The sequence below is a fragment of the Alkalicoccus urumqiensis genome, assembly GCF_002993335.1.
Lineage (GTDB): Bacteria > Bacillota > Bacilli > Bacillales > Salisediminibacteriaceae > Alkalicoccus > Alkalicoccus urumqiensis.
Map to the genome: position 1 here is coordinate 226,129 of NZ_PVNS01000001.1, position 26,337 is coordinate 252,465.

The 26,337-nt window shown below is 56.5% G+C and carries 24 protein-coding genes, 7 tRNA genes, 1 rRNA gene and 1 riboswitch; of the genes, 2 read left to right on the forward strand and 30 right to left on the reverse strand.

The annotated features are described in order from the left end of the window. Positions 1-7 precede the first annotated feature (7 nt). The 21 genes from C6I21_RS00910 to C6I21_RS01010 form a co-directional block, all read right to left on the reverse strand. On the reverse strand, positions 8-1,399 hold the full coding sequence (locus tag C6I21_RS00910; RefSeq protein WP_105957543.1) for a CdaR family protein: 1,392 nt from the start codon (positions 1,397-1,399) through the stop codon (positions 8-10). After that, entirely contained in the window at positions 1,392-2,210 is an 819-nt protein-coding gene (cdaA, locus tag C6I21_RS00915; protein WP_105957544.1) for a diadenylate cyclase CdaA, read from the reverse strand. Before cdaA ends, C6I21_RS00910 begins: the two co-directional genes overlap by 8 nt. A gap of 185 nt (positions 2,211-2,395) precedes the next feature. After that, positions 2,396-3,040 (reverse strand): zf-HC2 domain-containing protein, encoded by a 645-nt coding sequence (locus C6I21_RS00920; protein WP_105957545.1) that lies wholly within the window; start codon positions 3,038-3,040, stop codon positions 2,396-2,398. Between the two features lie 28 nt (positions 3,041-3,068). Continuing rightward, complete coding sequence (sigW, locus tag C6I21_RS00925) at positions 3,069-3,626, reverse strand: RNA polymerase sigma factor SigW (RefSeq protein WP_105957546.1); 558 nt, start codon at positions 3,624-3,626, stop codon at positions 3,069-3,071. Between the two features lie 484 nt (positions 3,627-4,110). Further along, a tRNA-Ala gene (locus tag C6I21_RS00930) sits at positions 4,111-4,186 on the reverse strand. Positions 4,187-4,196: 10 nt separating this feature from the next. Beyond that, positions 4,197-4,272: transfer RNA gene (locus C6I21_RS00935), tRNA-Lys, on the reverse strand. A gap of 54 nt (positions 4,273-4,326) precedes the next feature. After that, positions 4,327-4,401: transfer RNA gene (locus C6I21_RS00940), tRNA-Gln, on the reverse strand. 8 nt (positions 4,402-4,409) lie between these two features. Continuing rightward, a tRNA-Thr gene (locus tag C6I21_RS00945) sits at positions 4,410-4,485 on the reverse strand. A gap of 2 nt (positions 4,486-4,487) precedes the next feature. Next, positions 4,488-4,562 (reverse strand) — tRNA-Glu (locus tag C6I21_RS00950). A 6-nt stretch (positions 4,563-4,568) separates the two neighbouring features. Further along, positions 4,569-4,644: transfer RNA gene (locus C6I21_RS00955), tRNA-Thr, on the reverse strand. 4 nt (positions 4,645-4,648) lie between these two features. Continuing rightward, positions 4,649-4,723 (reverse strand) — tRNA-Asn (locus tag C6I21_RS00960). Between the two features lie 342 nt (positions 4,724-5,065). Beyond that, positions 5,066-5,182: ribosomal RNA gene (gene rrf / locus C6I21_RS00965) — 5S ribosomal RNA — on the reverse strand. 96 nt (positions 5,183-5,278) lie between these two features. Next, a complete protein-coding gene (locus tag C6I21_RS00970) occupies positions 5,279-5,581 on the reverse strand; it encodes a helix-turn-helix domain-containing protein (RefSeq protein WP_105957547.1) in 303 nt (100 codons plus the stop codon). A 538-nt stretch (positions 5,582-6,119) separates the two neighbouring features. Further along, on the reverse strand, positions 6,120-6,782 hold the full coding sequence (locus C6I21_RS00975; RefSeq protein WP_105957548.1) for a KinB-signaling pathway activation protein: 663 nt from the start codon (positions 6,780-6,782) through the stop codon (positions 6,120-6,122). Between the two features lie 132 nt (positions 6,783-6,914). Continuing rightward, the gene (locus C6I21_RS00980) at positions 6,915-7,967 is read right to left on the reverse strand and encodes an Mrp/NBP35 family ATP-binding protein (RefSeq protein ID WP_105957549.1); all 1,053 of its coding nucleotides are present in this window, start codon (positions 7,965-7,967) and stop codon (positions 6,915-6,917) included. A 74-nt stretch (positions 7,968-8,041) separates the two neighbouring features. Continuing rightward, complete coding sequence (locus tag C6I21_RS16255) at positions 8,042-8,359, reverse strand: hypothetical protein (RefSeq protein ID WP_181186018.1); 318 nt, start codon at positions 8,357-8,359, stop codon at positions 8,042-8,044. A 113-nt stretch (positions 8,360-8,472) separates the two neighbouring features. Beyond that, positions 8,473-8,988: a signal peptidase I gene (gene lepB, locus C6I21_RS00990; protein ID WP_105957551.1), complete on the reverse strand. Its 516-nt coding sequence runs from the start codon at positions 8,986-8,988 to the stop codon at positions 8,473-8,475. Between the two features lie 383 nt (positions 8,989-9,371). After that, the gene (locus C6I21_RS00995; protein WP_105957552.1) at positions 9,372-10,109 is read right to left on the reverse strand and encodes a FixH family protein; all 738 of its coding nucleotides are present in this window, start codon (positions 10,107-10,109) and stop codon (positions 9,372-9,374) included. A gap of 82 nt (positions 10,110-10,191) precedes the next feature. Continuing rightward, the gene (locus C6I21_RS01000; protein WP_105957553.1) at positions 10,192-10,980 is read right to left on the reverse strand and encodes a TerC family protein; all 789 of its coding nucleotides are present in this window, start codon (positions 10,978-10,980) and stop codon (positions 10,192-10,194) included. A gap of 240 nt (positions 10,981-11,220) precedes the next feature. Beyond that, positions 11,221-12,495 carry an allantoinase AllB gene (gene allB, locus C6I21_RS01005; protein ID WP_181186019.1) on the reverse strand — a complete coding sequence of 425 codons (1,275 nt, stop codon included), beginning with the start codon at positions 12,493-12,495 and terminating at the stop codon, positions 11,221-11,223. 168 nt (positions 12,496-12,663) lie between these two features. Continuing rightward, positions 12,664-14,235 (reverse strand): PucR family transcriptional regulator, encoded by a 1,572-nt coding sequence (locus C6I21_RS01010; protein ID WP_105957555.1) that lies wholly within the window; start codon positions 14,233-14,235, stop codon positions 12,664-12,666. A gap of 121 nt (positions 14,236-14,356) precedes the next feature. Between C6I21_RS01010 and C6I21_RS01015 the strand changes: the two genes are divergently transcribed. After that, positions 14,357-15,571 (forward strand): Zn-dependent hydrolase, encoded by a 1,215-nt coding sequence (locus C6I21_RS01015; protein ID WP_105957556.1) that lies wholly within the window; start codon positions 14,357-14,359, stop codon positions 15,569-15,571. Further along, positions 15,568-16,800, forward strand: a complete 1,233-nt coding sequence (locus C6I21_RS01020) for a pyridoxal-phosphate-dependent aminotransferase family protein (protein WP_105957557.1) — start codon at positions 15,568-15,570, stop codon at positions 16,798-16,800. Before C6I21_RS01015 ends, C6I21_RS01020 begins: the two co-directional genes overlap by 4 nt. 746 nt (positions 16,801-17,546) lie before the next feature. On the opposite strand, the gene uraH is transcribed toward C6I21_RS01020, so the two are convergent. The 9 genes from uraH to C6I21_RS01065 all read right to left on the reverse strand — a co-directional run bounded on the left by uraH (position 17,547) and on the right by C6I21_RS01065 (position 26,120). After that, the gene (gene uraH / locus C6I21_RS01025) at positions 17,547-17,909 is read right to left on the reverse strand and encodes a hydroxyisourate hydrolase (RefSeq protein WP_105957558.1); all 363 of its coding nucleotides are present in this window, start codon (positions 17,907-17,909) and stop codon (positions 17,547-17,549) included. Continuing rightward, positions 17,899-18,846 carry a factor-independent urate hydroxylase gene (gene pucL / locus C6I21_RS01030; RefSeq protein ID WP_105957559.1) on the reverse strand — a complete coding sequence of 316 codons (948 nt, stop codon included), beginning with the start codon at positions 18,844-18,846 and terminating at the stop codon, positions 17,899-17,901. The genes uraH and pucL overlap by 11 nt, the downstream gene beginning before the upstream one ends. Beyond that, positions 18,843-19,367 carry a 2-oxo-4-hydroxy-4-carboxy-5-ureidoimidazoline decarboxylase gene (gene uraD / locus C6I21_RS01035; RefSeq protein ID WP_105957560.1) on the reverse strand — a complete coding sequence of 175 codons (525 nt, stop codon included), beginning with the start codon at positions 19,365-19,367 and terminating at the stop codon, positions 18,843-18,845. The genes pucL and uraD overlap by 4 nt, the downstream gene beginning before the upstream one ends. Continuing rightward, positions 19,360-20,736 (reverse strand): 5'-deoxyadenosine deaminase, encoded by a 1,377-nt coding sequence (locus C6I21_RS01040; protein ID WP_105957561.1) that lies wholly within the window; start codon positions 20,734-20,736, stop codon positions 19,360-19,362. The genes uraD and C6I21_RS01040 overlap by 8 nt, the downstream gene beginning before the upstream one ends. Positions 20,737-20,778: 42 nt before the next feature. After that, positions 20,779-20,878: riboswitch (purine riboswitch) on the reverse strand. Between the two features lie 5 nt (positions 20,879-20,883). Continuing rightward, positions 20,884-21,471, reverse strand: coding sequence for a nucleotidyltransferase family protein (locus C6I21_RS01045; protein ID WP_105957562.1), 588 nt, complete (start codon positions 21,469-21,471; stop codon positions 20,884-20,886). Continuing rightward, positions 21,472-22,509, reverse strand: a complete 1,038-nt coding sequence (locus tag C6I21_RS01050) for an XdhC family protein (RefSeq protein WP_105957563.1) — start codon at positions 22,507-22,509, stop codon at positions 21,472-21,474. Then, positions 22,506-22,991, reverse strand: coding sequence for a (2Fe-2S)-binding protein (locus C6I21_RS01055; protein WP_105957564.1), 486 nt, complete (start codon positions 22,989-22,991; stop codon positions 22,506-22,508). Before C6I21_RS01055 ends, C6I21_RS01050 begins: the two co-directional genes overlap by 4 nt. Continuing rightward, positions 22,988-25,267, reverse strand: coding sequence for a xanthine dehydrogenase subunit D (gene pucD / locus C6I21_RS01060; RefSeq protein WP_105957565.1), 2,280 nt, complete (start codon positions 25,265-25,267; stop codon positions 22,988-22,990). The genes C6I21_RS01055 and pucD overlap by 4 nt, the downstream gene beginning before the upstream one ends. Next, positions 25,254-26,120: an FAD binding domain-containing protein gene (locus C6I21_RS01065; protein ID WP_105957566.1), complete on the reverse strand. Its 867-nt coding sequence runs from the start codon at positions 26,118-26,120 to the stop codon at positions 25,254-25,256. The genes pucD and C6I21_RS01065 overlap by 14 nt, the downstream gene beginning before the upstream one ends. Between the last annotated feature and the right edge of the window lie 217 nt (positions 26,121-26,337).

The window sequence follows — 26,337 nt, forward strand, 5'->3', positions numbered from 1 at the left end:
CTTCACTTTACTCTTCTTCAGAGTCTTCGTTTTCCTGGCTCTCTTCTGCCGGTTCTTCGTCTATATTTTCCGAAGATGCTTCATTGGTTTCATTGGTATCGTTGGTATCGTTGGTCTGAACATCATTGTCACCGGTATCTTCTGTTTCCGGCTCGTTGAGCGCTTCTCCGTTCAGCAGGACGACGCTCACTTCCATGCCCTGCTGCGGAAAACGGACATCCTGCGGTCCCCGGATCTCCAGCGGCACATTGTACGCCCCGGCACCGTAGTCTGTCAAATCCAGTACGGCTTCAAAATCACTGCGGCTGACACGGTCCAGAACGCTCTGACCTGCCTGGATCTGCAGGTCGATTTCCCCGTTTACAAGCGCAGGGAATTCCACGTCCAGACCGCTGGCCACACCGGTTACCGTTACCGGAAAGCCACTGTATTCGCGCTCTTCCTCGCCGGTTGTATCGACATTCACGGTTACTTCCTCGGGTTCCACCTGCTCCATGCCTTCAGGAACCGGCACCGTGGTTTCATAGCTTGTATCTCCATCCAGCTCGGATAAATCAACGTCTTCGAGATCGATGACGGAAAGCTCATTGAGCTCCGTGACCGGTCCAAATACCTGCACAGCCGGCGGCTCAAGTGTGATCGAGCTGATCGCTGTGCCTTCCGGCGGATCGCCGGTGCGGCCGATCCGGAGCGGCACTTCCTTATTCGGACTCGTAATCGGCACCGTCACATCGACAGCCGGCGGGTTCGTTTCCGCCTCCAGTGCGTTGCCGCTGCTGTCATAGACAACGACTTCCACCGATTCCGTAAATGTCTCTTCCCTTCCGGATACATCCACATTCACGCTCGCGCCGGCGATCTGATCCAGCACCCCTTCCGCTGCCGTAATATCAACGGTGGAAGGCTCCGTTTCCGGTTCGCCGGTCATGTACCCTTCAGCGAGATCCTCTTCATTTTCCAGATTCACTTCCACCGGTACGGAAGAAGTCATCCGCTCCTGCAGCGTGACATCCACCGTCAATGGAACAATCGACACACGGACATCGTTTGGAAACCCGCTGTGCTGAATCCGCTCATAGTGGACTCCGGCCTCTCTTCCGCGGAGGTCGATAAACACTTCCTGCTGCGTCTGGGTGACCTGCGAATACGTCAGCACGTTCTGCGGCCCCCGGAGAAAAACCTGCACCGTCTCCGGTGCATCCGTCAGAACGAACCGTTCTTCGTCATAATAAATGTTGAGCGGGACTTCCTCCAGCACGCGTTCGCCTTCGGTCACTCCCGGAATACCGCCGGCCTGATTCATCTGCTGATTTTCGATATTGACCATCAGAAACAGAAGAACTGCAATAACAATGGAAGCCAGCTTAATGAACCAGCTTTTATTGAAAAGTTTATCCATTTTTGCGGCCTCCCCACTGCCAGCGGGAAGAGGAGCTGTTCCCTTCCCGTTTCAGAAGTTCGTTTTCCAGAAATGTCCGCAGTCCATCTTCCTCCAGGTTCCGGTGAAGTTCGCCGTTTTTCGTCACAGATATGCCGCCGGTTTCCTCTGAGACAGCGATCGTCACGGCATCGGTTACTTCACTCAGACCGAGTGCTGCGCGGTGCCGGGTGCCGAGCTCCTTGGAGATGAACGGATTTTCCGACAGCGGCAGGTAACAGCCGGCTGCCATAATTTCGTTCTGCTTCATAATCACTGCGCCGTCATGAAGCGGCGTGTTCGGGATAAAGATATTGATGAGAAGTTCCGACGTCAGCCGGGCATGCATCGGGATGCCGGTTTCAATGTAATCGTTCATGCCGGTCTCACGCTCCAGGGCAATCAGGGCCCCGATCCGCCGTTTACCCATATAGTTGCAGGCGTTGATAATATGCTCGATCTGCTGCCGCACCTCTTCTTCATCCGCGGTGGAACTGGACTGGAAAAAGCGGCCGCGGCCGAGCTGTTCCAGCGCCCTCCGGAGCTCCGGCTGAAAGATGATAATAATGGCCAGCAGTCCGTATGTAACCGCCTGCTGCATAATAAACTGCAGTGTATTCAGGCCGAAAAAGCCGCTCAGAAACCACACGACGAGTATGACGGTAATTCCTTTAACGAGCTGAACCGCGCGGGTGCCGCGGATAATCATAATTAATTTATAGATAACAAACGCGACCAGCGACACATCCACGATGATCGCCAGGGCACGCAGTAATGTAAGGTCTTCCCACATGGCGTTTCCTCCACCCTGTCATTTTGCTTGGCACACGGTGTTTATTATATCATACGTGCAGCAGCGGAACGGACGGAAATCCGCATATTTTCGTGACAGAAAACGGGTTTTCTTCTGCTCTGCTGTTCGGTGCCTTTTGGAGAAAACAAAAAAAGAAACGGACGGAAGGTCAGGCGCCGTATATGTTACCGGCTGTCCTCATTCTCCGTGCCGTTTCCAGAAAAAGAAAATGCATCTTTCATAAAATCTTTGATTTCGTACCAGAGCCACTCCATCGATTCGTCAATTTCTTCAATCTCTCCGCTGATCCGGGCTGTAGAAGCCTGCAGGTGCTGACCGTTGATAATGACAACATCTCCGGTCACTTCTCCGTTCACTTCCACGCTGCCGTTACGGACGACGAGATCACCTTCGACGACGGCATCTTCCGGCACGACCACCATATTCTGCGACTCATCTATCAAGTACTGCCCGCTTCCTTCCACGCTGACCGTTTCCTCTCCGCCCATGACAGAGGAGAGACTGATCAGGAAGACAAGGAAAAACGTAGCTGCTGTAATCACCATTGGATGACGGCGGATCCATGTTTTCCATTGACGGCGCTTCGGCTGCTTCGGCAGGCTCTTCATCACCTGATCGGTAAATCCTGCCGGCGCCTCTAAACGCGCCATACTTCGAAGCCGGGCAACAGCCGTGCTGCACTCATCTACGTAGCTCCGGCACTCCGGGCATTCCTGAAGGTGCCTCTCCAGCTGTTCCGCTTCCCGCGTCGTCATTTCTTCATCTAAATACGTATCGATCAGCGTACGCTGTTCTCTGGAGCAAGCCATCTGCCTCCGACTCCTTTCCCCCCCTGGATTATCCGAGCCGCTTCCGGAGCGCTTCCCGTCCACGGTGAATCCGGGTCTTTACCGTTGCTACCGGGAGATTCATCACCTCGGCAATTTCTTTCAACGATAAGTCTTCGATATATTTCAATATGACCGCCGTCCGGTATTTCGGCGGGAGCTGCATAATTTCGTCCTGCACCCATTCCTGCATCTCCAGCTTCACGATCTGTTCCTCCGGAAGAGGCGTTTCATCGGCAAACTGGGAATGATAGTCCAGATTTTCGGTACCGCCGACGCGGTCCTCCAGGTTGAAATCAGGCTTCTTCTTACGTATACGATCAATAGCCAGGTTGGTTGCAATCCGGTAGATCCACGTGGAGAATTTCCGGTTTTCATCATACGAGTCCAGATTCGTATACGCACGAAGAAACGCCTCCTGGGATACATCCTGTGCTTCGTGCACATTTCCAAGTATCCGGTAGGCGACATGGTACACCCGGTCCTTATACAATTCCACCAGCTCTGCGAAGGCCTCCTGGTTACCGCCCTTCACTTCGCGCACTATTTTTTTGACGACGATATCCATTCTCTACCCCCCGCTTCGCTGCGGTGTTTCTGTTTACGTCCGTCCCTATCCGCAGGTTTCATAAATCACCAATTAATTTTATCATTCCCCCTGTAAAATTACAGCAGTTCCAGGATATCTATTTTTCCTAATTTTAGCATTTTGAAATAGTACAAACGATGATTGATGAAACCCCGCAGCCACTGACCGTCCGGAAGGTAATGGCTGCGGCAGAGATGGGGCTGAAGCGGCCGTCTGAAAAACGTCCACTTCTGGCAGGAATTTGTATCACAACTCTCCGCCGGACGTTCGTAAAGCACGGAGCAGCGTCCGTAACCAGGACATCGACGTGCCCTTCGTTAAAAGGCATCACAACTCCGCTTGAAACGTTCACAGCTCCAGCAGAAGGTCCTTTTCTTCCGAAAAAGGTGCACTTCCTCCCTGCTTCAGGGAACAAAAAAACACCCGGAACGGAATTCTCTCGTCCCAGGTGCTTGTGTATGTATGGTGGAGCCTAGCGGGATCGAACCGCTGACCTCCTGCGTGCAAAGCAGGCGCTCTCCCAGCTGAGCTAAGGCCCCAAAAAAAAAATGGTGAGCCATGGAGGATTCGAACCTCCGACCCTCTGATTAAAAGTCAGATGCTCTACCAACTGAGCTAATGGCTCACATGCTGTCTTTACAGACAGGTGAAACGTGCATTCTTTTTTCAAAAAAGAAAATGGCAGGGCTAGCAGGATTCGAACCTGCGAGTCACGGAATCAAAATCCGATGCCTTACCGCTTGGCTATAGCCCTATACGTTGTGGTGCTGGCCAGAGGACTTGAACCCCCAACCTACTGATTACAAGTCAGTTGCTCTACCAATTGAGCTAGGCCAGCACTGGTGACCCGTACGGGATTCGAACCCGTGTTACCGCCGTGAAAGGGCGGTGTCTTAACCACTTGACCAACGGGCCGGAAAATGGAGCTTCCTAGCGGGCTCGAACCGCTGACCTCATCCTTACCATGGATGCGCTCTACCAACTGAGCTAAGGAAGCATAATGGCTCCACAGGTAGGATTCGAACCTACGACCGATCGGTTAACAGCCGATTGCTCTACCACTGAGCTACTGTGGATCAATCAGAATCGGCGACCTGCGGCGCATCTCTGCGGCAGCTTCGCTCTGTCCCGTTCCTCACGTATCCTCATACGCTCCGGACGGTCCTTCGCCTGCTTTCTTGACCTGCTTGCATCTCCCCGATTCTTCAGGGCGCGACCTGCGGCGCATCTCTGCGGCAGCTTCGCTCTGTCCCGTTCCTCACGTATCCTCATACGCTCCGGACGGTCCTTCGCCTGCTTTCTTGACCTGCCTGCATCTCTGGTGAAATCCGGGATACATGCTTTTTTCAGAAGTACTTTTCCGCGTCAGCTGAAACGTGGAAAAATGGGTTATGTGCCTTCTAAGTAAAAAAGAAAGAACCCAGCGGCGTCCTACTTTTGCAGGGGGAGAGCCCCCAACTATCATCGGCGCTGGAGAGCTTAACTTCCGTGTTCGGCATGGGAACGGGTGTGACCTCTCCGCTGTAGCCACTGGGTCGTTGTCCGAGTCGGACATTTTGTATAATACTATATTTCGATGGCTTTTTGCAAGAGATACTGCAAAAAAGTTTTTCTTCTTCTTTTTCCTTCATTTAATCGTCCAGGTTCCCGCCGTGCTCCGCCCATTCGCGCACCTGCGCACGTGGAAAATACACCGTTCCGTTCACGTCCATCCGGGGCAGATCGCTGCGGTTCTGCACCAGCGCATGAATATCTTTTCTATTCACACCGAGAAATTCTGCCAGCTCGTTTTCCTCCATGAGCGGCGGCGCATCATCCAGCGCCGAAAAGAAACTCATCGTTTCGCTTCCTTTGCCAAAATTCCGCAGTCCTTCCCCAACAAAATAGCCTGCTGCTGCGAGGCCGAGACCAATTCCGATAGCAAGTGCTGTCATACGAAGCCCTCCTTCTGCTGAATACTTTTCCAGTATATAGAATCTTCCATTAAAAAGGAAGTGCTTATCCAGGAACAACCATTATATTCAGACACACTCGATGGGGCCTCGCTTTTCCCCGGCGGCAGCCGGCGGTGGGAGTCTCGCTACGGAGCAGGCTTGTCTTATAACGTCGGCTTTCACTCGCCCAACCCTCCCTGCCAGTCTCACAAATAGAGGTTCGATTCCAACTTCGTTCGAATTGTCCAACGTCGACCGCAATTATTCCAGCTTCCCCATCTAATATTCCTACAACGCAACGGCAAAGTCTAACTTCCCCATCCACCGGCAGCGAACCCCGCTGCCCTTCTGCTCAGACCGCCTTCTGTTTGGGGCGCATGGCTGCGGCGGGCTGGGCCGCAGCGGTTACCAATCCTTCGATCCTTCCTGCAAATTCGCCGATTTATCCCGCAGCGCTGCTGCAGCTCTGACTATTTTCTTCCACTATACAAAAAACACAGGCTCCCGGAATGCACTCCGGAAGCCTGCGCTGCTGTTTCTATTTTGCCTTTTTCTTTTTCGTCCCGGAAACCTGATCGCGCTTCTGATCTTCTGCGACGGTCGGCTGCTTTCCGTTCGGCTGAGCGTGAAGACGGTGCAGAACGAGTATCTGCCACGTGTTCGCTACGAGGAGCGGGACGATGGCGTTGATAATAAACGTCAAGTCGTTTTCGCTCAGTGCCGGCACCCATTCGATCGTCGTCACAACGACCATGAAAAACAGCGTCGGAACAAAAGCGGAGTAGTTCGTATCCCGTGACTTAATGACGGCAACCACCCACCCGTAGGCGAGCAGAAGCGCCGGCATCCAGATATAGCCGAGCATGGATTCGCCTTCTGCGGCAAACAGCAGATGACGGAAAAACATGAGATCAAACAAGGCGAAGACAATGAGAACGATCTGCACTTTGTTCCAGAGGGAAACGGACTTAAAGATGCCAAGCCCGAACCGGTGGATGGTGAGGTAGGCAAAGAATCCCATCTGGGCGATGACGGTCCAGATTCCGGCGGTAATGGCGATCATGAGAATACCGCCGAAGCGGAGATTCGCTATATCGTTGATGTGCGTTTGAAAATCCATAATAAAACCCATCAGAAAACCGAACGTCGTTCCGATGAGCAGCGTCGAGTTAAATAAAAATACCACTTTTCGACTGTTCACTAGGTGTATCCCCCTTACACAGATCTATGCGTCTCCCATTGTAGCAGACACTGTCCTGCCACTGCCAGCGTTTTCACCGGCCTGTCACAACAAAAAAACGGCCCGGGCTGAAAGGACCCGGACCGGACGATGCTATTCTTTTGCTGTGCGAGTGATGACGTCTTTTGCAATGTCGCTGTAAATACGGCCGATCGGATGATCATTATCGTACACGGACGGTGCGAAAATGTCCTCCCGTTCCTCGGGCTGTCCGAGCGGAATCTGGGCAAGCACATCGGAGCGGAGTTCTTCCGCCAGCTTCTGACCGCCGCCTTTTCCGAAGACGTATTCCTTTTCACCGGTCACCTGGCTCTCAAAGTAAGCCATGTTTTCAATGATACCGAGAATTTCGTGCTCGGTTTTCATCGCCATCGCACCGGCGCGCGCTGCGACGAAAGCCGCGGTCGCGTGCGGGGTCGTCACAATGATTTCCTTCGTCTGCGGAAGCATGGAATGAATATCCAGTGCCACATCGCCTGTTCCCGGCGGAAGGTCGAGAATGAGGTAGTCGAGATCGTCCCAGACGACTTCATTGAAGAAGTTGTTGAGCATCTTCCCGAGCATCGGGCCTCTCCAGATGATCGGGGAGTTGTCTTCGACGAAGAAGCCCATGGAAATCACCTGGACGCCGAAGCGCTCCACCGGATAGATCTTTTCGTTTTCTACGCGCGGCCGCTCTTCAATACCCATCATATCCGGCACGCTGAAGCCGTAGATATCCGCATCAATGATGCCGACTTTCTTTCCTTCCCGCGCCAGGGAAATAGCCAGGTTGACTGAAACGGTCGACTTGCCGACGCCGCCCTTTCCACTTGTAATGGAAATGAACGTCGTCTGATCCGCCCGGTCGAGAAGCGTCTTCTCTTCTTCGGCCTCCGGCGTTCCGTACTCGGAGACGACGCTGTCCGGCAGCTGCTCAAAGCGGAGCCCGACCGAATCTGCACCGGCTTCCTTCAGTGCTGTCACCACTTCCTGCTGCAGCTGCATCTGCTCGGCCGTTCCCGGCTGTGCAATGGCAAGCTTCAGGCTGAGAAGCTTTTCTTTTATTTTAATTTCCTTCACTGCTCCAAGCTCAGTCAAAGATGTATGGAGATGCGGATCGTTAATCTCCGCAAGCACTTCGCGCACTTTCTCTTCCGTAATCATTGTGACACCGTCCTTTATCGACTGAATTCGATTACACCACTAGAAATTATAACACATTTTGCCACTGTCACGAATCACCCTGCCTGAATCGATGAAAGAAATAGGCATCTTATTTCTTTTTTTTCCGTCGGAACATGGAAAAGTGGAAGCACTCTCGTTACGAGCGGCAGGTCCAGGAAGCCCCGGCGGTGAAAACAGCTTTCTGCACTGGAAAGAAACGGAGTGATTACAGGAGCGGGGCAGCCGACAAAAACGCCCGGCTGTCCAATGGATTCAGGAAAGATCGCCATGTCAGTGGTTGAGACCGCCATGCCGGCGCCAAAGATCGCAATGATTTCCCGGCAGACCGCCACACGACCCAAGGAGACCGCAATGAAACCTGTGTAAACCACCGCGCCACGAAGCTTTCTGCCGCGCCGCTGCCCCATAGAGGTAACGCTCTCTACTCCATATACAAATACAAAAAAGCAGCCGGAACATTCTCCAGGCTGCTTCTTCTATCTATCTAATTCGTAAAACGGACATCGGTAAATGGAAAGAACACCACCGCGGAACGGCCGACGATATGCTCTTCGTCAATCATGCCGAGGCCGTTTCGGCTGTCGAGACTATTATTGCGGTTGTCCCCCATGACGAAAAATTCATCTTCCTCAAGAGTAACCGGCTCCAGTGACTCCGTGTACTCCATCATTTCCAGAATATACGGTTCATCGATCTCCGTACCATCCACCTGAAGACTTCCGTCCTGCATTTCCAGCGATTCGCCGGGCAGGCCGATGACGCGCTTAATATAGTGACGGTCATTTTCTCCTTCGATAATAACAATATCCCCGCGCTCGTATTCGCCGATCCAGCTGGCCGTTTTGTTCACGAGAATGCGGTCCCGGTCATGAAGCGACGGTTCCATCGATGCCCCTTCAACTACATACGGTGCGATAAAAAACGACCGTACGACGAAGGCCACGGCAACAGCAACAATAATCGGAACCAGCCAGGAACCGGATTTCTTTTCTTCCGCCACAACGGCTTCCTCCTTTGTTTCTCAAATCCCTGTCTCGTTGTATGATAGCACACCTTTTCCACCGGCGCATCCATCGGCATTCCTATTCAATCAGGGACCCTTTCACGCACAAAAAACCACCGCGGAATCTTCAGGGCGGTGGTTTCTCTGACGCGCATTGTTCGCTGAGGCGCCTGCGTTCTGCTCATGCTGTGTATATCTAAAAAGATGTATTAGAGCAGGCTGATGATGAAGCTGATAACAACGAGAAGTCCAATAACCATAAGAATAGTGCGAAGCATAGATCAGCGCCTCCTTTATCGTGATATATCCCTTATTCCTCCCAGATTCCAAAAGTAAACATCGATCTTCCCGGGTCATAAGGAGATTTTTTCACGATAATCCTATTCCGTTACTTCCACTTCCACATGCACATGCTCATGAATGTCCTCATCTTCGGCGTGAACCACCACATCATACGTCCCCGCTTCCGAGAACGCATGCTGCACCTCGTACTGCCCGTCCGAAATTTCCACCGCACCGATCCAGACACGCTCTTCGGCGTCAGCAGGGCCCATCTCCAGGCGGGTGTCCCCGCTCCAGTTCTCCCCGTCCAGGGAAATGCGGAAGGACAGCGTCACTTCTTCCTCTACGGCCGCTTCATCGGTTTCCCAGTCGACGTGGAACCCATCCATCACTTCCGCATGCTCACCGTGGTGACCTTCATGAGGCTCCGCGTCCGGGTCCCCGGACGTTACCTCCTGCACCGGCATCACGTGGGAGCCGCGGGCCGTCGTATGCGCCTGTACCTGATACACAGCTTCATCCTCAAACGCATACTCCGCTTCATACACGCCGTTTTCTGTGTGCACCGCCTCCACCGAATCACTCTCCGATTTCGCACCGTCCACCCAGATCTCAAACTCCACTTCACCGGCGTCTTCCACCTGCTCCTCCCCCTGCGTCACCACAGCAGCAAGAACAACGTCATCCCCCGGCTCCACCGAATCCGGCGCCTCAATCACCGTCTCCAGCGGCTCCATGTTCACATCCTCAATACTCACCGCACCCGTACTCTCCTCGTCCGACGTTCCACACGCCGCCAGCAGAAGCACCGGCGCCATCACCAAACCCTTCTTCATCCTATCATCCCTTTCTCTACCACTATCTTACTCCCGGAACCCCCGAATGAAAAGTGACTATCCTGTGAAAACACCCTCTCCATTACAGCCTGCCGCCCTCCTCACTGCGGGCATCCGGCACCTTCCCGTCTTCCGCACGACGGTACCAGGGCATCCGGTGCCAGAAGAGGCCTGCGGTGAAGACCGAAAGCAGCACGGCCCAGAACACGCTTTTCCAGAGGACAGAATGCGGGAAGTGATGATCGAGCACGTGAATATCCGGGTGCGCCAGCGTGTACACGAGCAGCTTAACCCCGACCCAGCCGACGATAATGTAGGAAACATGCTCCAGCTGGGGACGTTTTTCCAGAAGACCGATAAACAAGTGGGCCGCAAAACGCATGAGGACGATGCCTGTCAGACCCGCAGTCAGAATAACAGCAAACTGTCCGCCGTCCATCCCGCCCACGGGCGGAAGGCCCGTTTCCGGAAGAACGACCGCAAGTGCTACGGCAGCGAGAATCGAATCCACCGCAAACGCGACATCCGCAAGCTCTACTTTAAAGACGGTGCTCCAGAATCCGGATCCTGTTCCACGTACTTTTTTCACGGCGTGGCGCCGCAGGAAATGGTTCACCGCCAGAAAAAGAAGATACAGCGCACCAATAGCCTGCACCTGCCAGACGTCGATGAGAAACGAGATCATGAACAGAGAGGCAAACCGGAAGACAAACGCGCCGGCCAGTCCGTAGAAGAGCGCTTTTTTCCGCTGCTTTTCCGGCAGGTGCCTCACCATCATTGCAAGCACCAGGGCGTTGTCCGCCGCGAGCAGTCCTTCCAGTCCGATCAGTACGAGCAGTGTCCAGCCGTATTCCACCAAGAGCGCCGTCATATTGTTATCTCCCTTCCATAATGAGCGCGGCGGAAAAGCAAAAAGACCTTTACCGCAGCGGTAAAGGTCTTGCCGGCAGTGATGACTGCCCGGTGAACCGAGGAAGAGACTCCCTGTACTGACGGCTCACGCGGAATGGCTACTCCCCTTTAATGATTACTCTGAGTATAGCCCGGATTTCAGGGAAAAGCGATGGAAAACCTGCGGAATATTTTGTAAAAAAATGTATAGAAAGGAGGTTTATACCGAAGGCACCCCGGCACCGGCGATTTCTTCGCCGTGCACCCACGTTTTCTCGACTCTGCCGGTAAACCGGGCACCGGTGTAGATAGACTCCGGATGACGGTGGCGTGCGTCTTCCCGTGTCATCGTCCATTCCACGTCCGGATCAAGAAGCGCCATATCGGCGGGATTTCCGGGCGCAATCTCCACCGGGTTCTCAAGCCGGAACCGTTCTGCAGGCGCCCGCGTAACCCACGGAACCATCGTCTCTACAGCAATACCCCGCCGCTTCCCTTCGGTCAGCAGCACGTGCCACGTATGCTGGCCGCCGGCGATGCCGCCCCAGGCGTCACGGAAAGGCACGTCTTTCATCGCCGGCGGGGCCGGGGAATGATCGCTTGAGACAAGGTCGAGCGTCCCGTCAAGGAGCGCCTCCCACAGCGCATCCTGATGCCTCTTTCCGCGGATCGGCGGCGCACATTTGGCAAGCGTTCCTTTCGTTTCCGCTTCCGTTCCGGTAAAAAACAAATAATGCGGGCACGTTTCGGCTGTCACATGGACACCGTGCCGTTTCGCCCGGCGGATTTCCTCCAGTGCCTCCGCGCACGTGACGTGGCAGATATGCACGGCACAGCCGGTTTTTGCTGCATAGGACAGGAGGCTGCTTACGGCCTCCCGCTCCGCTTCCGGCGGCCGGGATGCTGCAAACTCGCGGTAACTGCCGCACTCATTCTGATACCGCTGAAGCACTGCCGGCGACTCCGCGTGCACGGCGAGAATCAAATCGAGCTCCGCCATCCGCGTCATTCCTTCAAGCAGCAGCTCTTCTCCCGCAGACGCAAATTCATCGAGGCCGGATGGAGACATAAACGCTTTAACTCCAATGATTCCCGCTGCTTTCATGGCTTCCAGATCGTCAACATGCCCGGGAAGGAGCGCACCCCAGCAGGAGCCATGAATCCGGGATTTTTCCTTAAACAACCGCTTTTTTTCCAGCACGCGTTCCGCTGTCGCCGTCGGCGGGGAGCTGTTGAGCGGCATGTCGGCAAAAGCGGTCATACCGCCGGCAGCAAGCGCCTTTGATCCGTTCGCAATTCCTTCCCAGTCCGTCCGCCCCGGTTCATTAAAATGAACATGGATATCGATTCCGCCCGGCACGAGCAGTTTTTTAGGTGATGCGCCGTTCGCTTCGGTCACCGAGGTAATGAGGCCGTTTTCGACCGTCACCGTCCCGGGCTGAAACGAACCGTTCCGGTAGACGAGCACGTTAGTAAGCTGTATATCTGCTGTCATGAGGCACCCCCGTCTGCGTTTCTTTCCAGTGTAGCTTGTCCGGACGCTTCGTTCATTGGCCGTTCTGCCCCGGGAGCTGCCTGCCGTTGTGCAGAATAAACAGTCCATAAGTTCGGAGCATTCCCTCCTGCCCCCGGGCGGTGTGCAGAAATCTGACACCGCATTTCGTTAATCGTACGCTTCCAGAAACAGCGCGAGCCGGAGCTCGAGGGTCCCTTCCGGCGATTTCAGCTCCTCGCCGAACAGCTCCTCCAGCTTCTTTAAGCGGAATAGGACTGTATTGCGGTGCACCCCGAGAATCTCCGCCGTTCTGCCGATATGGCTCTGATGGTCGAGGTAGACGCGGAGGGTTTCCGTCAGCGTGCGTTCTTCTTTCGCTTCCAGCTCCCTAAGCGGCCGCAGCCGGTAGCGGAGAAAACTGCGGCGGTTTTCTTTCGGCAGCAGGTGAAGCAGCTCCCGCATGCCGCGCGTACGGCTCGATTGAATAAACGGCTGCGAGTAGAGCTGCATGCCGGCCTGCAGCGCCTCAACGGCTTTCGTCCAGGAATCAGACAGCTCCGTCAGCTCCCCGGCGGCACTGCCGATCCCGAAGGAGAGACCGATATCCAGCTGGTCTCTGCACATCGTCTGCAGATCGGCCAGCCCATCGGCAAACTGCCGCTCCACTTCCTCCTGAAAATAGTGCAGGCCGACGAACAGCACGAGCACTTCCCCTTTGGAGCAGAGAACGAAGTGCGGAAACACGTCCGCGACGTGCTGCTCGAGCCATTCATACAGTTCGCTGCGCTCTTCGTACATCGCCCGCTCTCCGCGGATATCCGCTTCAAACGGTGCAGCCTGGGCCGCTGCAGTAATGTAGAGCGTATCTTCCTCCAGCCCGTAAAACCGTCCGCGGGAATAAATTTCCGCATTCGTCGTAAACCGCCCCTCCAGCACATCGTTAAAAAATGCGTTTTTCATTAAACGCTCGTGCTGGCGGAGAGCGCTCTGTTTCATCAGTTCAAACGACACGACATTGGCCGCCTGGGATAAAAGGAGACTCATGGAAGGCAGGGCCTCCCCCTCCACGACAAGCATCCCCCGCTTGGAGGAGCCGGTTTCCACCGGGTACGTGCTCCACGCCTTTCCATCCGCTGCCGTCTCCTGCCGGATGCCCTCCTGATGATCGGCGAGCTTCAGAGAGACAGCTTCCCCACCACTTCTGGCGTAGAGAAGCGTTCCGGCTGCATCACGCAGCTGTATGTTTCTTCGAAGTTTTTTCTCCACTTCCCGCATAACGAGCGTCAGTCCATCCTGCTGATGAAGGAGCCGGCTGAGCCGCTCATGAAACCGGCGGGAATCTTCAAGCTCTGCTTCTCTGCTCTTAAGTACGAGCGCCAGCATGTCGTTGACAAGCGTTCCTAGAGAGAGATCCTCTGGAATATCAAACAGCGGCAGTCCCCGTTCCTCCGCTGCCTCCTTCAGTTCCGGCGGAAGACCTTTTAAAAACCGGGCAGATTTTATGCCAATCCCCGCACACGACGCTGACGCCATCCGGTCGACGAGCCGGACGAGCTGACCGGGCGTCTCCCGCATCGAGTAGCCGGTCGTTACGAGAAACAGTCCTTCCTCCAGATAGCTGTCAATGTCGGGCGCATCCATCATTGTCACCGCCCGGACTTCCCGGTGCATCGCCTGTTTCCCGGCTGCCGGGACCGCCTCCTGAAGCCGGCTTTTTTCATAAAGCTCTTCGACGTTCATAAAAGGACCCCCTCTTTTAGTTTACTTATACAACAAGATACATGATTTTGTGTATAACAGCCAATGATTTACGTCCTGGTTCTGGTAGCATAGCAGAAAAGAGAGAGAAAGGACGTTTTTTATGATGCAGACGCAGATTGACTGGCTCAGTACGTATACTGATGACACACCGGGGGTGACCCGCTTGTTGTACAGCCGCTCCTGGTGCGAGGCACGGTCCGCACTGATGGACTGGATGACCGCGCTCGGCATGCACGTTTATGAAGATGCGGTCGGCAATGTGTTCGGCCGGGTCGAAGGCCGCTCCCCCGAAGTCATCCTGACTGGATCCCACCTGGACAGCGTTGCACACGGCGGCCGTTTTGACGGCGCTGCCGGCGTCATTGCCTCTATTTTAAGCGTCGCCCGGGCGGCGGAAAACGGCACTCCCGACTACACGCTTGAAGTCGTCGTTTTCTGTGAGGAAGAAGGAAGCCGCTTCCCGTATGCGTGCCTCGGCTCGCACTACGTCGCCGGAAACGTCGGCCCGGACGTTCTCGAAAAAACGGTTGACGCAGACGGTATATCCATGGAGAAAGCGCGGAAAACCGCCGGCATTACCGGTCACATAGAACAGAATGCACGAACGGATATCCGCCGGTTCATGGAGCTTCATATTGAGCAGGGCGGCATCCTTGAGCATGAGGGCTGCGCGGTCGGTCTCGTGGAAAGCATCGTCGGGCAGCGGCGGATGTACATTGACGTCACCGGCACGGCCAACCACGCCGGCACGACACCGATGGACCTCCGGAGTGACGCCATGGAAGCATCCGCCTCCATGATGAGCCGGATGGCCGCCGAAGCAAGAAGACGCGGCGCACCGCTCACCGCAACGGTCGGCGAGATGCAGGTCTCGCCGAATACCGTAAACGTCATCCCAGGTCACGTACGGTTCTCCCTTGATTTCCGCCACCCGGAAGAGGAGGCGCTGGCGTCGTTTCAGGAATGGGTGGAGCAGACGTTTTCAGACACAGCCGCCCACTACGGCGCTTCGATCTCCTTTGATGTTTTCATGAAGGAGGCGCCAACACCGATGGATCACGTGATGACCGGTGAACTCGAATCGTTCTGCCAAAACGAGCAGCTTTCCTGCCGCAGGATGCACAGCGGTGCCGGGCACGACGCACAGGTACTCGGCCGTATAACGGCCACCGCGCTTCTATTTGTTCCAAGCTGGGAAGGCATCAGCCATTCCCCCGAGGAATATACCGAGCCCGAAGCGCTGGAAGCAGGACTGACACTGATGACGAATGCGCTCATTTCCTGGGCGTACACTACGAAGGAGGTACTTACATGAGCCGATTTATTCCCCCGCGCCGGACGATTATGACACCCGGCCCGGTCGAAGCCGACCCGCGCGTGCTGCAGGCGATGAGCAGTCCGATCGTCGGTCAGTTCGATCCGGTGTTTACAACGCTGATGAACGATACGATGGAGCGGATCCGTTACTTATTTCAAACCGACAACCACTGGGCCTATCCGATTGACGGGACGTCCCGCTCCGGCATGGAGGCGGTGCTCGTCAGCCTGATTGAACCCGGGGACCGCGTGCTGATCCCGGTATTCGGCCGCTTCGGCTACCTGCTCACGGAAATTTCCGAGCGGTGCGGTGCGGAAGTTCACACGATCGAGAAACCGTGGGGCACGGTGTTTGATGCAGCGGAAGTCACGGAGAAAGCGGCGGAAATCCAGCCGAAGCTCATCGCCTGCGTCCACGGCGAAACGTCCACCGGCTGTCTCCAGCCGCTCGATACGATTGGTCGTTTTGCGAGAGAGCACGGCATGCTCTTCGTCGTCGATGCGGTGGCAACGATCGGCGGTGTGGAATTCCGGATGGATGATTGGTGTGTGGATGCGGTCGTCGGCGGCACGCAGAAGTGTGTGTCCGGCCCGTCCGGCACGGCGCCGATCTCTTACAACGACCGTGCCGAAGCGGCGATGCAGGGGCGGAAGCAGGTGGAGAAGGGGATTCGGACAGACGCGGATGCGGAAGGAGACGTCACGCGGCGGATACGCAGCAACTACTTCGATCTGACGCAGCTGCAGGATTACTGGAGCCCGCGCCGTCTGAATCACCATACGGAGGCGACGTCGATGCTTTACGCACTGTACGAGGCACTCCGGGTGATTCAGGAGGAGACGGTGGAGTTCCGCTGGGAGCGGCACCGGCTTCATGAGAAAGCGCTCTGCGAAGGCATCCGCGCAATGGGGCTCGAGCTGTACAACGACCATGACGCCAAGCTTCCGGTCGTCCACTGCATCCGTATTCCGGAAGGTGTGGATGATGCAGCTGTCCGGGAAACGATGCTGACGCAGTTCGGCGTGGAAATCGCCTCCTCCTTCGGTCCGCTTCAGGGGGTCATCTGGCGGATCGGCTCGATGGGCTACAGCGCCCGCCGCGAAAACGTCTACCACGTCCTGTTTGCGCTGGAGGCCGCCCTCGTCAGCCAGGGAGCTTCCGTCGTCCGCGGCGAAGCCGTCCAGCAGGCAATGAAGGTCTATGAGCGGAGCCCGGTTGTCAGCTGACCGGCTTCAGGAAAGAGATGCCGTCCGTCTCCAACCAGACAAAAGCCATGCTTCCGGACGATCCGCACAGGATCACCGGAAGCATGGCTTTTTAAAAAGTAGAAAGAGGGAGTATAAAATTCGCAGCCTCTTCCAAGCAGGTATGCCAAGGGCTGCAGCGCATGAGCGGAGCCGGCCCATGTTTTAAGGCGCAGGGCAGCGGCCTTCTGTCATGCGGCGTGGCCGCGCGGGGCCGTGCTTCTTGAAGCGGAGAACGAATCCCACTGACGCCTCTGCCGAACGCTTCGAAGCGGCAGTGTGCTGTCATTCGAAAAACACCGGACCAGAAACAGCCGCCCGCGGACCAGCCCGGCCTGTTATCGGAACACCGCAGCTCCCCTGTCGGACCAGGAGCGGCCTTCTCCGGACCAAGCGCATTCTATCGGACCATCTTCCGCCCAAATCGGAACACGTGCCGTGCCCAATCGGACCACCTTTCCAGGCCACCGGACCACCGGCCGCCGGAACTTCCGGCGCCCCCTCTGCTCCAAGCCGCAGCCAGCGGCTGAAAGCACCCGCTCTGGTTCCTTCACCCCTGCCGGAGAAAGCGAAGAGCAGCTTTCTCCGGCAGGGCTTCCAGGGCGCTTCCGCTTTTCACACTCCCTCCGGAACGCATACGGCTGCAGGTGAAGGCAGAAAGCGGGAACCTGTTCAATAAACCTCCCCTTTTTTTAAAGACCGGGCGGTTTCTGCCTGGTTTATTTTATTCAGCTCCCGCGGTACGTGCTGTAGCCGCCGGGCGCGATAAGGAGCGGGACGTGGTAATGCTCGTTTTGATGGGCGATGCCGAAGCTTACGGGCACGACGTTGTAAAACGGCGGCTCGGACTGGTCGAGCCCCTGTTTTTCAAAATACGTATGCACGTGAAACAGCAGCTCATAGCGCCCTTTTTTAAACGTTTCTCCCTCCAGAAGCGGCTTGTCAAAGCGGCCGTCCTCGTTCAGTTCGCCTTCGCACATTTTCTGAAACTCGCCGTACGACGGTTCGTAGCGCCACAGCTCCACGAGCAGGCCCTCGGCAGGACGGCCGATGCTCGTATCGAGCACGTGGGTCGTCAGTTTACCGCTCATGGCGGGATGCCTCCACGTCTTCCCGGAGCACCGTAAAGCCCTGATAGCCGTACGGCGGCCGCGGTTCGGTGAAGACCTGCCCTTCTCCAGCGTCCGCCACCGATTCCCGGATCGTTTCCCACGTGCGGTTGTTCGATGTAAACGACACTTCCTTCAGCTGTGGAAACCGCTCAAGCGTGCGGCAGCCGATGTCGTAGATCAGCTTCTGAATCGACGGGGAGTGTTTCTCATGAAACACGGTCTGGGCGATGCCCTGGACCTGTTCTGCCGGTACGTAGGCTTTTTCCGCGTCCTCCGGGTTCTCGTAGCGCCAGAAAATATCGAGGTAAATATACAGCGGCCGGTCGCTCGTTTCCGGGAGCGTCGTATACTCATCCCTGATAAATCCGGCAAAGGAGCTTCCTTTGACTTTGATGAGATGGAGATCGGTAATGCCGCCGCAGAAATCCTCGATGACCGCTCCGCCCTCTGCATCCCGGCCAAGCTTTACTTCTGCGTACGGACGTCCGAGAAGCCCCTCTTCAAACACCACGTCACTCGGCTCTCCGCCTGCCTCGACTTCGCGGAACAGCTTCTGCCGGCCTCCGAGAGTAACTCCTTCAATGTGGCTGTAGGCCGATAAAAACGCGCGGCCGGTATGAAGAAAATAGCCTTCCATCGTTGCCTTCTCACACTCTCCGGCCTGATGCAGCATGAAATTTTTCATGGAGTCGGTCGCCACCACCATACTGTTATCCCCATCGGTAAACGACGGCAGAAATGCTTCTCCTTCGAGCGCCACGTTAGCATCAATGGCAAAAATCGTGTTGGTTCTGCCGGTAAAGGACGACTCCGGAATCGGCGGGACAGTAAGCTTGGGCGCATACGTCCGATAGACGAAAACATCTCCTTTTCCGTAGTGCATCGTCCGTGCGGTTCTGGCTGCTGTTTTCATCATGACTTCATCCTTTCAATCTGTGCACTTCCGTCCACCAGGTCGTGGAGGCGGAAATGGATAATTTTTGTCACTTCTGCGATGGCTGTTTCTTTTTCCGTTTCCCAGTCATGAAACTGTCGCTCCTGCAGGCTCTGCAGAATGTCTGCTTTCGTTTTTCCTTTAACCGCCAGAATGAACGGAAAGGTGAAGCGGCTCGTATACGTCTGATTTAACGCGGAAAATGTCTCGTATTCCGCTTCGCTCAGCTCATGCAGACCGGCTCCTGCCTGCTCCGAACGGGAGGCGTCTGTCACGTCGAGACGGGTGCCGAGATCGGGATGGGCACGCAGCAGGGAAAGCTGCTTTTCTTCCGGAGCCCGGTAGATTTCCCGGGCGAGGGCGGCGAACAGATCCTCCCTGCTCTGGAATGGCCGTTTTTCCCAGGCTGCCTCAGCTACCCAGGGGGAGTGCTCGGCGGTCCAGCCGATGTTTTCGATGAAGGCGGTGCGTGTCATCTGGTTGATGTCGGTGAGGTTATACATGAAATTTGTCCTCCATTCTGCCGGCCCGTTCGGCGGAGAGTCCGGGGATGCGGCCGATCAACCGGCGGATGGCATCGTCGGCTCCGCGCAGGACGACGTCTTTTTCGATGGTTTTGAGCTGGTGGTTGTCCATGACGAGCCGGCCGTGGATCATCGTGCTTTCGACGTCGGCGCGCGTCGCGGAGTAGACGATGCGGGAGATGGTGTCGACGTCGTGTTTTGGATACATGTGAAAGTCGTTAAGGTTCAGGATGGCCAGATCGGCTTTTTTGCCTGCTTCGAGGCTTCCGATCTCTTCTTCCATACCCATGGCTTTCGCGCCGCCGATCGTTGCCATGCGGAAGACGGTGCGTGCGTCCATGCTCGTCGGGCCGTGCTCCGGCTTGTGGATCAGCGCGGCGAGGCGCATTTCATTCATCATGTCTAGGTTGTTGTTGCAAGGCGCGCCGTCCGCGCCGAGACTTACGCAGACGTGGGCGTCGAGCATCGCCGGAACGTCGGCGGTGCCGGAGGCGAGTTTCATGTTGGAGCCCGGGCAGTGCGTGACGTTGACGCGGCGGTCGCGCAGGATGCGGCGCTCGTTGTCGTTGAGCCAGACGCAGTGCGCGAGGATGAGCCGCTCATTGGCGAGGCCTAAGTGGTCGAGGTATTCGACGTTTCTCATGCCGGTTTCCTGTTCAACGATCGCGATTTCGCCCCGGTTTTCCGAGGCGTGGGTGTGGACGTAGGTTCCATACGCCGTGGATAAAGCAGCGACCTCCCGGAGCAGTTCTTCGGTGCAGGATATGACGAACCGGGGCGAGTAGGCATATTGAATGCGCCCGTTGTCTTTTCCGTGCCACCGCTCCATCAGCGCCTGACTTTCTTTCAGGGAGGCGGCCGTTGTTTCCTGGAGCTTTTCCGGCACTTCGTCTCCTTTATCCATCATCACTTTTCCGGAGAGTGCGCGCATGCCGGACTGTTCAATCGCCCGGAACGCGGCGTCGGTGTGATGCACGGTTTCCATATCAACGATCGCTGTCGTGCCGCTCCGGATCATTTCGCCGAGGCCGAGCATCGCTGAATAATAAATCGAATCCTCGTCGTGGGCTGCCTCGAGCGGCCAGATGCGTTTTTTGAGCCAGTCCATCAGCTCCAGGTCGTCGCCTTTGCCGCGGAAAATCGTCTGGCATAAATGAATATGTGTCTGGATCAGCCCGGGAATGACGACACGGTCTGTGGCATCGATTACCCGGTCGGCTTCCGGATGGAACAGCTGCGGACCGATTTCGCTGATCGTATCCCCCTCAATGAAAATGTCGCCGGTAAACTGATCGTCGTTTTCGTTCATCGTAATAATCTCTGCGTTTCGTATCCATGTTGTTTCCATCGTTTCTTCCTCCTGGATTCGTTTTTGGCACAGCGCTGCCTTTTTTCAGCCGCGCTGTTTCGTAGTCAGGAAATGTCGGTACCTGCTAGAGACTCCCCGCCCATCCTGCGGGGATTATACGAATCGGAGCTTTGTATTTGGTTCGCTTTACACGTGATGAAGCTTCGACAGTGCCTGCGCTGCGTCCTCCGGGGTATCGAGGTCTGCGGCGGCGCCTGCTTCGTTTGTCTCTACGAAGCAGATGCGCTCGTCCGGCAGCCACGTCTTTCCGCTGCGGTCGCCCGGCTTTGGCGGCGGAAGCTGATCCACATGACCGATAAAAACCGGGTGGCCGGGAATGCCGCGGAAGCGCGGCCGTACCATGAACGGTTCCTCCGTTTCCCGGAGCCGCTTTTCGCCTTCGCTCCGGATTAGGCGGACGAGAGCTTCCGGCAGAAACGGCTGATCTGCGAGAAACACGAGTATACTTTTCGTTTCTTTAGGAAGGGCCCGGATGCCGGCCGCCAGAGACGAGCCCTGCCCTTCTCTCCAGCCGGCGTGGTAATGACATGCTGCCGGGGAGGTGACGGCTTTCATAACCTCCTCCGCCCGGTATCCGGTGACGACGAGCACGTCGGACGTGCCCGCCGCACGGACTGCCCGCTCCACCATCGGCACTCCGTCGATTTCCATCACCTGCTTCAGCCTCCCCATCCGGGAGCTGCGCCCGGCTGCGAGCACGAGAGCATGCGTCATTTAGACGACCTCCAGCACGGCCGGCACCTGTTTCACTGCGCGGCGCACCTGAATCAGTTCGGCCATCATGCTGATGGCAATCTCCTCTTCTCCCTCCGCCTGAATATCCAGTCCTGCAGGCGAGGTGATCCAGCCTGGAATCGTGTCAGTACCGAGCAGGCGTCTCGTTCTGCGCCGCGGGCCGAGCACACCGCAGTAGGAGGTGTTCTGTCCGGCAAGCAGCTGCAGGACACGCTGATCCTGCTCAAACCGGTGGCTCATGACGAGGACGGACGCTCCTTCCGGGAGAGAATGTTCCTGAAGCCACCCTTCCGGATGACGGCAGATCCGCTCATCTGCCTCCGTAAACCCGCCTGCTTCCAGCCGGTTGGGCGAAGGATCGACAACGGTAACCCCCCAGCCGGTGCGCACCGCCTGAGAGACGACCGGTTCGGCGTCTCTGCCAGCGCCGAATACGTACAGTTTCGGCTTCGGCATAATGCATTCGTAGATGAGCATGCTGCCGCCTTCAGTGATAACGGCGGCGGTTTCTTTGTCGGTCTGCAGCGACACGAGCTTTTCCCGCTCTACTTCCGACAGCGTAATGGCGCCGTTTCCGCCGATCCGTTTTCCTTCCGGCGTGTAGAGAACTGTTGCCTCGCCGCTTCCTGTCCTTTTCAGCTGGACTACCGGCCGGTTGTTCTCCAGTTCCGTGAGCATGCGCTGCCAGATAGAGGAGGGATGCATGTGGACGGGTTCCAAAAGCACGCGGATGCTGCCGTTGCAGCCGGCACCCTGTCCCCAGCCGAGGTCATCCTCGGAGCGGAGATCGTACGTCACCACCTGCGGACTGCCGCTGTGCAGAACCGCTTCTGCGGCATACGATAAGTCCTCTTCCACACAGCCTCCGCTTATCAGCCCGGACCACGTGCCGTCTTTCGCAAAAAACATTTTCGCTCCCGCTTTCCGGTAGGCCGAGCCCTCCACCTCAATTACTGCTGCCAGGACACCGCTTCCTTCCTGCTGCATCGTTTTCAACAGCCGGTGCATATCACTCATCGGACCGCACTCCTTTCATGAGATTCTTTCACACTCAGCCGCTCCAGAACGCGGTGCATTCCGCCGTATCCGGTGCAGCGGCACAAGTTGCCGGTAAGCCCTTCTTCCAGCTCTTCTCTCGTCCTCTCCCGGTCCTGCCGGAGCATACCGGTCAGACTGACGACCATCCCCGGCGTACAGTAGCCGCACTGCATCGCTCCTTCTTCTAAAAACGCCTCGGTAATGTCCGTGTCCCGGATTCCCTCAATCGTCTCGATCTCCCTGCCGCTGCACTGATACGCCATCAGCAGGCACGCATTCATTGCGCGGCCGTCGACAAGCACCATACAGGCACCGCAGCGGCCGATTTCGCAGGAAATTTTCGTGCCCTTCAGCTGAAGATCCTCCCTTAAAATATCGATGAGGCGCCGGGAGCCATCCGCCGGCACAACCACATCACTTCCATTGATCGAAAGCGTATATTCCGCCGTTTTCTCTGTCATCCTGTCTCCGCCCCTTCTGCATCCATCCAGGCTTCCAGCAGCGCTTCCTCCCGGATGAGCTTCTCCCGCTCCACCGGAAGCTTCGTCACCCGTACACCTGCCGCCTGGTAAATCGCTTCACATATCGCCGGTGCAAGCGCCACCGACCCGATTTCCCCGACACCGCGGGGCCCGTAGGTATCCCCCTCCGGCAGCCTCTCCACCGCCTCGACGGCCTGGTGCTTCGGCACGTCCTGAATCGTCGGGATCAAGTACGCATCCAGATTTCCCGTCTGGTACACCCCGTCATTCATCACCGCATCCTCCGTCAGCGTAAACCCGAGCGCCATAATACTCCCGCCCTCGATCTGACCGAGGTAGCCGAGCGGATTGACGACACTTCCTGCAGCCACCGCATGATCCGCTCCCGTCACTCTCACCGTACCGGTCAGCTGATTCACCTCTACCTCCGCGATCACTGCCGTCGACCCGTAGAGAAAATGACCTCCCATAACTGGATCCGGTGTCAGCGGAAAGTGAAACTCCGTGCTTTCTTTCAGTGATCCTTCGGCTGCCAGGCGGCGGTAGGAAACGAGAAGCGCTCCGCTTTTTTTGTGGCGGATGCCTTCTGCTCCGGTTTCCATGTTTTCCACGGCTGCGCCGGTAAGTGCCGACGCCCGTTTAAAAAGAGTATTTTTAAATGGCGGGACGAGGTACTCGAGCGCCTGCCAAATCATATTTGTCGATCGGGACGCTGTGGATGAACCGCTTTTCGGAACGGTACTCGTATCGCCTATCGTCATCAGAAGGTCGTTTTCTGCGCAGTGGAAATGACGCAGCAGCATGATCTCAAGCGTGCCGACAAGCCCCTGGCCGAACTCCTCGTGGCCGAATGCCGCTTCGATCTTTCCTTCCGGCGTCAGGCGGAGTTCGCCGCCCGCCGGATCCGGAATGCCGTAGCCGAGACCCGAACCGTGCATCGCAATCGATGCGCCGGTGCCGCGGACGATCCACGGCTCCTGTTTATCCCGCGAAAACGACGGACGCTTCCAGAGCGGGGACTGCTGCACCGCTTCCCATACCCCGCGCGGCCCGTCATTCGGCGCCACTCGCTGGCCGAGCGGTCCGGGGTCGTTTTCCTGACGGAGGTTCCGCCGCCGCATTTCCCACGGATCGACGCCGAGCTTTTCCGCGAGCCGGTCCATCTGGCCTTCGAGCGCAAACAGCGCCTGATTGCCGCCGAACCCCCGGAATTCTCCGGAGATGCCGTTGTTGGTGTAGACCGCCAATCCTTCGATGCGCACGTTCGGCATAATGTAGCCGCTGATCGTATGCTCCGTCGCAAACTGGAGCACCGGGCCGCCAAGTGTCGCGTAGGCGCCCGTGTCGGAAACAAGCAGCGCCTCGTGCGCGGTAATAAGCCCGTCTTTATCCACGCCGGTCCGCATCGTGATTTTCATTGGATGGCGCTTTAAGCCGGCGCGGACGGACTCTTTCCGGCTGTAATGAATCTTGACCGGCTGTCCGGTGGCAAGCGCGAGAAGCGCCCCGAACGGCTGGACATTCAGCTCATCCTTCCCGCCGAAGGAGCCGCCGATCGGACTGGAGACGATACGGATCTGCTCCTCCTCCCAGCCGAGAATCCGGCTCAGCTGCATCCGGTCTTTGTATCCGTGCTGCGTCGGCGCATACACCGTCAGCGTTCCATCCGTTTCGGGAACGAATAAGCCGCCCTCCATTTCCATAAACACATGCATCTGCCTCGGCGTTTCATACGTTTCCTCCACGACGACCGCCGCTTCTGCAAATCCGGCCTGGATATCGCCGCGTTCATGAAACGTTTCATGAAGAATGTTTCCGTCCGGATGAAGTTTAACGGCCTCGGGATGGAGCGCTTTCTCCGGGGTATCAAGCACCGGGAGCGGCTCCACGTCGATCGTAATGACGTCGAGCGCCGCCTGGGCAATTTCCGGCGTATCGGCTGCCACTGCAGCGACCGCATCCGCTTCAAACCGGATGTGGTCCCGGACGAACACCGGCTGGTTCGGGTCGGCAATGCCGAACCCGTTCAGACCCGGCACGTCGTCTGCCGTAAGCACTGCCCGGACGCCGGGCATCGCTTCTGCCTCTGCTGTGTAAACCCGCCGGAGCCTGGCGTGGGGGATGCCGCTCCGTTTTACCCGTGCATGAAGACACCCCGGCACTTCTTTGTCCGTTAAATATTGAAACGAGCCGTCGATCTTGGCACTGCCGTCGGGGCGTTTCCGCCACGAAGCCGCTGTGTCATTGAGCTTCAACGAATCCACGCTCCTTTCTGTACCATTCACCGACAATGAGGTTCGCCGCCACCCGTTTTTTGTATTCGGAAGACGCAAACACATCACCCGGCGGCTGAAATTCCCGTTTGATCTGATCGTGCATCAGCGCGGGGAAAAGCTTCCGGGAAGAGGAGCGCAGAAACAGCGCCTCGGCACCATGAAGCCTTGCCGGTACAGCGCTCCCGCCGCCCGCTGCCAGTTTGGCATCGTACACACTGCCGGAAGCATCTGTCAGAATCATTCCTGCCACTGTCACCTGGGATGGGATAAACGTTTCTCTTCTTCCCGTTTTGACAAAGAAAGAGAGTGTCCCTTCCGGCCGCTCCCTGATCGGAATGGCGATTTCCAGCAGCAGTCTCATCGGCGCCTTTTCTTCCTGCACCCACTCCTCCACCGGCTGTTCGATGATCTGTGTTCCGTCATACCAGCGGAACACCGCTTCATAAACGAGCAGCACCGGCAGTGTGTCTCCGACCGCGCTCATAATATTTCCGCCGATCGTTGCCTGATGGCGGATCGATGGCGCTGCGATGCGTGAGCAGGCTTCCTGAAGAAGCGGGACCCGCTCCAGAACGAGCGGACTTTCTATAAGATCCGAGAGCAGTGTGAGGGAACCGATCACAAGATGACGGCTATCTTCCTGAATCGATGCGTGCATTTCCGGCACGTCATCGAGTGCAATCAGATTCGCCGGCTGGTGCTCCCCGTTTTCCCACTGGGTCCGCAGCCAGGTCCCTCCGGCGACGAAACAGAAATCTTGCTTCAGCTGTGACGCGGTTTCCCAGGCTTCCTGCAGTCCGTCGGGTTTCCACACCTGTTTCGTCTGTACCATAGTACTGCCTCCTCCTTGAAATCTGTTGTATAAAACGTAGTAAATCCTACTGTACAGGCATACATGTAAATTGACAGAAAATTCGTCAGGAAATATACCGCACTATTTTACCGCGTCAGGTTATCTTTCAGACGCTGGAAGTACTGCGGCTCAGGGGATAACGGCTTCCATCTCGGTGTACGTGATGAAATCCGGGTACGATATTCCTCCAGTTCGT

Excerpts from the sequence above, each read along its gene's own strand:
- C6I21_RS00910 (WP_105957543.1), bottom strand. The coding sequence starts at position 1,399 with ATGGATAAACTTTTCAATAAAAGCTGGTTCATTAAGCTGGCTTCCATT.
- cdaA (WP_105957544.1), bottom strand. The coding sequence starts at position 2,210 with ATGTGGGAAGACCTTACATTACTGCGTGCCCTGGCGATCATCGTGGAT.
- C6I21_RS00920 (WP_105957545.1), bottom strand. The coding sequence starts at position 3,040 with ATGGCTTGCTCCAGAGAACAGCGTACGCTGATCGATACGTATTTAGAT.
- sigW (WP_105957546.1), bottom strand. The coding sequence starts at position 3,626 with ATGGATATCGTCGTCAAAAAAATAGTGCGCGAAGTGAAGGGCGGTAAC.
- C6I21_RS00970 (WP_105957547.1), bottom strand. The coding sequence starts at position 5,581 with ATGACAGCACTTGCTATCGGAATTGGTCTCGGCCTCGCAGCAGCAGGC.
- C6I21_RS00980 (WP_105957549.1), bottom strand. The coding sequence starts at position 7,967 with ATGATTACGGAAGAGAAAGTGCGCGAAGTGCTTGCGGAGATTAACGAT.
- C6I21_RS00995 (WP_105957552.1), bottom strand. The coding sequence starts at position 10,109 with ATGAAGAAGGGTTTGGTGATGGCGCCGGTGCTTCTGCTGGCGGCGTGT.
- C6I21_RS01000 (WP_105957553.1), bottom strand. The coding sequence starts at position 10,980 with ATGACGGCGCTCTTGGTGGAATACGGCTGGACACTGCTCGTACTGATC.
- allB (WP_181186019.1), bottom strand. The coding sequence starts at position 12,495 with ATGACAGCAGATATACAGCTTACTAACGTGCTCGTCTACCGGAACGGT.
- C6I21_RS01010 (WP_105957555.1), bottom strand. The coding sequence starts at position 14,235 with ATGAACGTCGAAGAGCTTTATGAAAAAAGCCGGCTTCAGGAGGCGGTC.
- C6I21_RS01015 (WP_105957556.1), top strand. The coding sequence starts at position 14,357 with ATGATGCAGACGCAGATTGACTGGCTCAGTACGTATACTGATGACACA.
- C6I21_RS01020 (WP_105957557.1), top strand. The coding sequence starts at position 15,568 with ATGAGCCGATTTATTCCCCCGCGCCGGACGATTATGACACCCGGCCCG.
- uraH (WP_105957558.1), bottom strand. The coding sequence starts at position 17,909 with ATGAGCGGTAAACTGACGACCCACGTGCTCGATACGAGCATCGGCCGT.
- pucL (WP_105957559.1), bottom strand. The coding sequence starts at position 18,846 with ATGATGAAAACAGCAGCCAGAACCGCACGGACGATGCACTACGGAAAA.
- uraD (WP_105957560.1), bottom strand. The coding sequence starts at position 19,367 with ATGTATAACCTCACCGACATCAACCAGATGACACGCACCGCCTTCATC.
- C6I21_RS01040 (WP_105957561.1), bottom strand. The coding sequence starts at position 20,736 with ATGGAAACAACATGGATACGAAACGCAGAGATTATTACGATGAACGAA.
- C6I21_RS01045 (WP_105957562.1), bottom strand. The coding sequence starts at position 21,471 with ATGACGCATGCTCTCGTGCTCGCAGCCGGGCGCAGCTCCCGGATGGGG.
- C6I21_RS01050 (WP_105957563.1), bottom strand. The coding sequence starts at position 22,509 with ATGAGTGATATGCACCGGCTGTTGAAAACGATGCAGCAGGAAGGAAGC.
- C6I21_RS01055 (WP_105957564.1), bottom strand. The coding sequence starts at position 22,991 with ATGACAGAGAAAACGGCGGAATATACGCTTTCGATCAATGGAAGTGAT.
- C6I21_RS01065 (WP_105957566.1), bottom strand. The coding sequence starts at position 26,120 with ATGGTACAGACGAAACAGGTGTGGAAACCCGACGGACTGCAGGAAGCC.